Origin of the sequence: Nitrosomonas sp. Nm33 (assembly GCF_900107265.1) — a bacterium.
Taxonomy (GTDB): Bacteria; Pseudomonadota; Gammaproteobacteria; order Burkholderiales; family Nitrosomonadaceae; genus Nitrosomonas.
Map to the genome: position 1 here is coordinate 64,780 of NZ_FNPJ01000008.1, position 6,530 is coordinate 71,309.

General features: G+C 46.7%; 7 protein-coding genes. 4 read left to right on the top strand and 3 right to left on the bottom strand.

All coding sequences use genetic code 11. The features are described from left to right. Positions 1-3: 3 nt before the first annotated feature. Entirely contained in the window at positions 4-1,494 is a 1,491-nt protein-coding gene (locus BLV54_RS03175) for a protein adenylyltransferase SelO (protein WP_090567670.1), read from the bottom strand. A gap of 252 nt (positions 1,495-1,746) precedes the next feature. On the opposite strand from BLV54_RS03175, the gene BLV54_RS03180 reads away from it, so the two are divergent. From BLV54_RS03180 to dbpA, 3 genes are all read left to right on the top strand, one after another. Further along, a complete protein-coding gene (locus tag BLV54_RS03180) occupies positions 1,747-2,499 on the top strand; it encodes an endonuclease/exonuclease/phosphatase family protein (RefSeq protein ID WP_256329074.1) in 753 nt (250 codons plus the stop codon). 9 nt (positions 2,500-2,508) lie between these two features. Beyond that, complete coding sequence (locus BLV54_RS16660; protein WP_256329075.1) at positions 2,509-2,730, top strand: hypothetical protein; 222 nt, start codon at positions 2,509-2,511, stop codon at positions 2,728-2,730. 181 nt (positions 2,731-2,911) lie between these two features. Further along, positions 2,912-4,333 carry an ATP-dependent RNA helicase DbpA gene (gene dbpA, locus BLV54_RS03185; protein WP_090567673.1) on the top strand — a complete coding sequence of 474 codons (1,422 nt, stop codon included), beginning with the start codon at positions 2,912-2,914 and terminating at the stop codon, positions 4,331-4,333. Between the two features lie 41 nt (positions 4,334-4,374). Here dbpA and BLV54_RS03190 read toward each other — a convergent pair whose 3' ends face one another. Then, entirely contained in the window at positions 4,375-4,863 is a 489-nt protein-coding gene (locus BLV54_RS03190; protein ID WP_090567676.1) for a ribonuclease HI, read from the bottom strand. A gap of 347 nt (positions 4,864-5,210) precedes the next feature. On the opposite strand from BLV54_RS03190, the gene BLV54_RS03195 reads away from it, so the two are divergent. After that, positions 5,211-5,816 carry a class I SAM-dependent methyltransferase gene (locus BLV54_RS03195; RefSeq protein WP_090567679.1) on the top strand — a complete coding sequence of 202 codons (606 nt, stop codon included), beginning with the start codon at positions 5,211-5,213 and terminating at the stop codon, positions 5,814-5,816. Here BLV54_RS03195 and BLV54_RS03200 read toward each other — a convergent pair. After that, on the bottom strand, positions 5,788-6,399 hold the full coding sequence (locus BLV54_RS03200) for an HNH endonuclease (protein WP_090567682.1): 612 nt from the start codon (positions 6,397-6,399) through the stop codon (positions 5,788-5,790). The two genes, BLV54_RS03195 and BLV54_RS03200, sit on opposite strands and share 29 nt — an antisense overlap. Positions 6,400-6,530: the final 131 nt, after the last annotated feature.

Here is a 6,530-nt window from a genome sequence, read left to right on the forward strand (position 1 = left end):
AGACTACGTACCGCAGAATGTTTGATACACGCACTCTGAAGGTAATGGCGGAGTGCGGTAATCATGATACTCAGGCGCATCGGTGTAAGGGTTTGTCACTGCCGCAAGCAGTCGTTGCAATAGAGCGTAATCGCTCCGCTCAGAGGCGGCTGCCAGCGCTTCTTCAACGCGGTGATTACGCGGGTGGACCGCAGGATTATGCGCCCGCATCATGCATAATGATGACTGTTTGGGTTCGGCTTGGCGCAATAGTCTCGCCTGCCAGCGTGTATGCCACGCTATAAACTCCACATCACGAAACAGAGCATCATCAGGTAAAGTTTCTGCAGTCAGTGCACGGAAGGTATTGGTGTAATCGGCCTTATGTTGGTGCATCCATGTCAGCAGGGTTTCGATGAGCTCCATATCCTCTGCTTCCTCAATGAATAATCCCAGTTTTTTGCGCATCCCTGCCAGCCAGTGCTGCTGGAAGATAGTAGAGAAATGGTGAATCGCTTCTTCCGCTAATGCGACTGCTTTTTCCTGATCCGAGTGTAATAGTGGCAATAATGTTTCAGCAAAACGTGCGAGGTTCCACTGTGCTATAAGTGGCTGATTGCTATAGCGGTAGCGGCCATGATGATCAATCGAGCTGAACACGGTATTCGGATCGTATGCATCCATAAACGCACAAGGACCATAGTCGATCGTTTCACCACTGATGGTCATATTATCCGTATTCATCACACCGTGAATGAAACCAACCAGCATCCATTTTGCGACCAGCGAAGCCTGGCGTTTTATTACGTTGTGCAACAGCGCAAGATAGGCATTCTCAGCCTCGACAAGATCCGGGTAATGGCGGTGGATAGCATAATCGGCCAGGGTTTTGATTCCTTCTACACCCTCCGTTCTCGCAACATATTCAAACGTACCCACACGAATGTGACTTGCTGCCACCCGCGTGAGTATCGCACCGGGCAGCAGGGTTTCACGTATCACTGACTCGCCGGTGGTGACCACGGCAAGGCTGCGCGTAGTGGGGATGTTTAACGCATGCATCGCCTCGCTGATGATGTACTCTCGCAGCATGGGCGCTAGCGCTGCGCGGCCATCACCACGCCGTGAGAACCGGGTTTGGCCAGAGCCTTTTAACTGTATATCAAATCTGTCGCCTGTTGGGGTGAGATGCTCACCCAGCAATATTGCTCTCCCATCGCCCAACATTGTGAAATGGCCGTATTGATGGCCGGCATAGGCTTGCGCGATAGGCTGAGCACCAGCAGGCAACACATTACCTGCAAACAGCAAGGCAGCTTCTTCATCGGATAGTGCGCGGATATCCAGCCCTAACGATTCTGCCAGAGCATGGTTCAGCATTGCCACTTGCGGTGCACGTACTGGCACAGGATAAAGCTGGGCATAAAAAGATTCGGGAAGGCGGGCATAGCTGTTATCAAACTGCCAGCCGATGTTGTCGTTCGCGTGTTTTGTATTTTGTTTTATATGCACCATAACTTACTAATCGAGTCGAGTATCATTTGTCAAAACAGGCATAGCAAAGCATCAGCAGCCCGTTAAGCAAATCAGACATCCAGTGCGATGATATGTTCCAGAGAGAGGGTATGGTTGCGAAATTTTGATGCAATCCTAAATAGTAAGAGACTATTATAGCTGGCGCGAGTTAAAAACAGACCATTTGTGCTGCCTTAAAATTAAAAAATTCAATCGAATCTCTGTCTGCACTACCCAATAAGGAGACAAAGCATGCGAAACATTTTTTTCATCGTGATTCTCAGCTGCGTAGTTATATCCGCTTGTGCTGGTCAAACTCCTGAAAATGGTGGCGGTTCTGTGCCACTGGTCCAATGTGGTGATGTTGCAAATCGAAAACACCTGAATATCCTATCTATCAATCTCCTTTTCTCTGAAGTTGAAACGCGTAATCAGCGTTTAGATGCTATTGCCGAGTTTGCAGCAAAAACACCTGTCGATGTCATTCTTCTTCAAGAAGTGGTTGGTGGTGCCCTGGTTCATACGACTAATAGTGCGCTAGATCTCCAAGGAAAACTTCGTGCCCAAATGCGCGACTACAACTTGCATACGGCATTCGAAGTTGGATTGCCAGGCCTACTGGTAGTGGCTAATGCAGTGCTGAGTCGCTGTGAAATTGATGACAAGATGTCCAGGCGCTTGCCGCACGCTTCTGAATTGGAATTTCAGGGGCATGACATCAAACTGCCTGGAAACGTGATGATGACACGCATCAATATTCCCGATTCTGGAAAAATGAATATTTATAATACCCATCTCTGTGCAAAGTGTACTGCGAATGAGCTCAGTGCCCAGTTGGATGTTTTACTCCCATTCATTGATGAGGTAGAGGGATTTTTCCCCCAGGATAATCCTGTGATTCTTGGTGGGGATTTCAATATCGACCGTTTCCGCATTGCTCCCCTCGAGGAACGTCCTTTCTATGAGAGAATCATTAATGCTGGCTTTACCGATGCTTATGCTTAAGACAGACCCTTGGAAAATTTATGTGCAGGAGGTGGTCAACCCGACATACATTGTACAGTAGGGGTTTCCACCTTGGATGTGGGCGCTACTGCTAGACGCATTGATTATATTTTTGTCAAGAAGGTAAAGGGCGTACGTGAAAGTCGCGTAGTTTTTAACACCCTTATTGATCCAAATCAGCCTACCGTATCCGATCATGCTGGTGTCTTTGTTTCAATCGCCTTGCCATAATGAGAAGGGTATACGGTTTTGATAGTGAGTTAAAAGATCATCGGTTGTTCAATTCTTGAGCTAAAGATCTCAGTGTTGTTGAACTCGGTTCAACAAAACCGAAATCAGGCGCTTTTTTAATTCTTACGTTAAAGAAAATACAATTCCCTGCTAATTTCGTTGATATCTGGGATAATTGCGGATGAAAAATACTCTACAGACAGCCTCTTCGTCCGCAGCCAATACGGCTGGGCGCCTATTTAATGAATTGCCACTGTCGCCGGGTTTACTGGCGACATTGCAGCAGCTTGAATACCTGACAATGACGCCGATTCAGGCCGCCAGCTTGCCGATTACGCTCGCTGGGCACGACTTGATCGCACAGGCAAAGACGGGGAGTGGCAAGACAGCAGCGTTTGCGCTGGCACTCCTTACTAATCTAAACCCACGCTGCTTTGCGGTGCAAGCCATGGTGCTGTGCCCAACGCGTGAGCTGGCCGATCAGGTCACACAGGAGCTTCGTCGTCTGGCACGATCCGCAGACAATATCAAGATTCTGACGCTGTGCGGCGGAAGCACCATGCGCCCACAGATGGCCAGTCTGGAGCATGGTGCCCACATCGTCGTCGGTACTCCCGGGCGCATTATGGATCATCTGGAGCGCGGCAGCTTGAATCTGGCGCAACTCAATACCCTGGTGCTCGACGAAGCCGATCGCATGCTGGATATGGGTTTTTACGATGACATGGCTTATGTCATAAAACGTTGCCCGCCAAAGCGTCAAACCCTCCTGTTCTCGGCCACCTATCCCGCAGGTATCGCGGAACTGGCACGACAATTCTTGCGTAATCCACAGGAAGTGAAACTGTTGGAGCAGCATGAGGAAAACAAGATACGCCAGCGTTTTTACGAAGTACACCATGAGGCGCGTTTGCAGGCCGTTGGCCAGTTGCTCAAGCACTACCGGCCAGTCAGTACGCTCGCGTTTTGCAACACCAAGCAGCAATGCCGTGATTTGCTGGCAGTGTTGCAGGCGCAAGGCATTCATGCGCTGACCTTGAATGGCGATCTGGAGCAACGTGAACGTGATCAAGTGCTGATTCAGTTTGCCAATCGCAGTTGCTCAGTATTGGTAGCAACCGACGTGGCAGCACGTGGTCTGGATATCACGCAGCTTGAAGCGGTCATTAATGTCGATGTTACGCCCGATCCGGAAATACATATCCATCGCATTGGCCGCACAGGCCGCGCCGATGAAAACGGCTGGGCGCTGAGTCTGTGCAGCCCGTCCGAAATGCCCCGGGTAGAAGCGATCGCAAGGATGATGAACTTCGAACCGCAATGGGATGACCTGGCTACGCTACAAAGTGACGACCATATCTCGTTGGCATCACCCATGGTAACCCTGCAAATACTCGGTGGGCGAAAGGAGAAGATTCGCCCCGGCGATGTGCTGGGTGCGCTCACAGGCGAAGCAGGTTATACGCGCGAGCAAGTCGGCAAAATCACCGTAACAGATCAATCGACCTATGTCGCTGTCGCCCGCAACATCGCTCGTGAAGCTGTGCACAAATTATCCGCAGGCAAGGTCAAAGGCAAGACGGTAAAAGTACGCGCGCTGTAGGGGAGTAAATCCAGATTTTCATAAACTTCTCATTCCATGCGCTAACAATCATCGCGCAACGCACGCCTGGATGCCCGATCAACCAAACTAAACAGTTTACCAATCTCATCTTTCTGGCTAGACGGCTGATGGCCAGTAACCTTAACAAATCTACAATTGAGCTTGGCATTCAGTCGATAAAATTCCTGGTATAGCTCGTAATTATTCAGCTGTTTGTTTTTACTCGAAAAATAATTGCTCTGTTCAAGCTGGATGCGCCTTCCGGGCAGGCCAATAATATTTTGTGAATCGGTATAAACCGTCAAAACAATGTCGCCGCCATCGGTCAAAGCAATCGTTTCGTTCAATGCCCACAATAACGTCTGTAATTCCAATCTGGTCGAACTGGTTTGCTCAAAACGCTTCACTTTCACCATATCTTTTAGTAATTCGATCGGTGTAGCCAAGTCAGCGACCACAAGGTAGGCACCATACCCCACCTTTGACTGAGTATGAGCGCTGCCGTCAGTGAAAATATGTAGGTGATTCAAAATTTTATTATCTATTCAAAAGAAAAACTGCTTTGGATCATAAGCAGAGCGCATATTAAATTGCTCTTGTTAATTCCTAATATACCCATGGTTAACTTTCTATTTAGTGGAATACTCCGAAGAATGGCATATTGCGATGAGGAATAGTAATTCAATATGTGAGATAGCAATATTACTCACTGTATACTTAGCAATTTTTCTAGAGAGAGTAAATAGAGTATTTCTTCGCAGCCTATTCAAAAATTTTAATTCTTTACGATGCAAAAAATTAGCACATTCTTACAGTTAAGATCAAGAATGTAAGATGATGATAAATATCAAAATGTTCAGATTAATTACTATAATTTATGGACTATCAGACCATTTCAGTTTATGACCAATCTGCTGAGCAAATCGCTACGCTGCACAAAACACTGGTACCAGTTCGTATTTATCAACTTATTAATCAATTTTTCGTCAAAGGCGGGGTTTGTGCTGATGTTGGCTGCGGCATAGGGCGTGATAGTACATGGTTGTTCAAGCAAGGGTACCCGGTAATAGGCATTAATGCTTCCGAGGGGATGCTGCAGCAGGCAAAAGAGTATGACCCGAATATTCATTATGTGCATGACAGCCTGCCGCTATTGGAAAAACAAACAGAATCTTCCTTCGTCAACGTTTTATGCTCTGCAGTCATCATGCATTTGGCAGATGATCAGATTGCTTGTGCAGTAACTAACTTAGTGCGTATTACAGCTGTGGGGGGCGTAATCGTTGTTTCTTTCCGTGGAACAAATAGCAAAGATCGTCGTGAAAACGGCAAACTCTATAGCATTATTGAGGTAGATGAATTGATTTCTATGTTCGCTCATTCAGGGACGATGCTGTTGCATCGTGAAGTAGATTTCCAAGCAGATAGGAAAGTAGAATGGACTAGTGTTGTTTTTAGAAAATTGCCACTCCTTGCTGTTTAGGCTGCCATTTACGCCCACCTGCTCCAACATGAATAGTTGAACAATTGTATGCATCTTGCAGATAAGCTTGGCGTTTTTCAGTTGTATTTCCTATTTGAGAAATAAGTGTTTCTCTAAGTGGGTGATGTGAGGTGATCAAATATTCATTTCGATTAAAAAGGCGTTCCAGTAATTCAATGGATGGCAGTCTATCAAATTTACCATCTTCACCACGATTGCATTCCTGGCAAGCTAAGACCAAATTTGCTATGCCATCAATTGGTTTGCGGCCATCGCACTGCTTGAGTTTATGTGGGAAAAAATGGTCAACCTCCGCTATTTCCTCGCTACCAAAGACTACAGAAATCTCGCGAGAACAATAAAAGCAGCAACCTTTTTGATAACCATTCAAAGCAGGGCGCACCGATGTGACAGCGGTGCGTCGCATGGCATTGATACCCATTAGTACACTACTTTCTTCTTCATATTCGACAAGCATTAAGTTGCGAGGTAGATTATTTTCCCATGCAGCTTCAACTAAGCGCCAGCGTGATTCTGTTTCTTGTGCAAGGCTGGCAAATTGCTGTTGTTCCCCTAAGCGCATAAAACTATCTGTTAATTGAATTGCGTTTTTCTTGTTAACGTGAGTTCGACATAAGAAAAGAAGTAAAAGGAATCTGAATTCCTTATGATGAAGCGAATTTGGAAAAGAGTTTCATCATTAGAGGAGTCAGA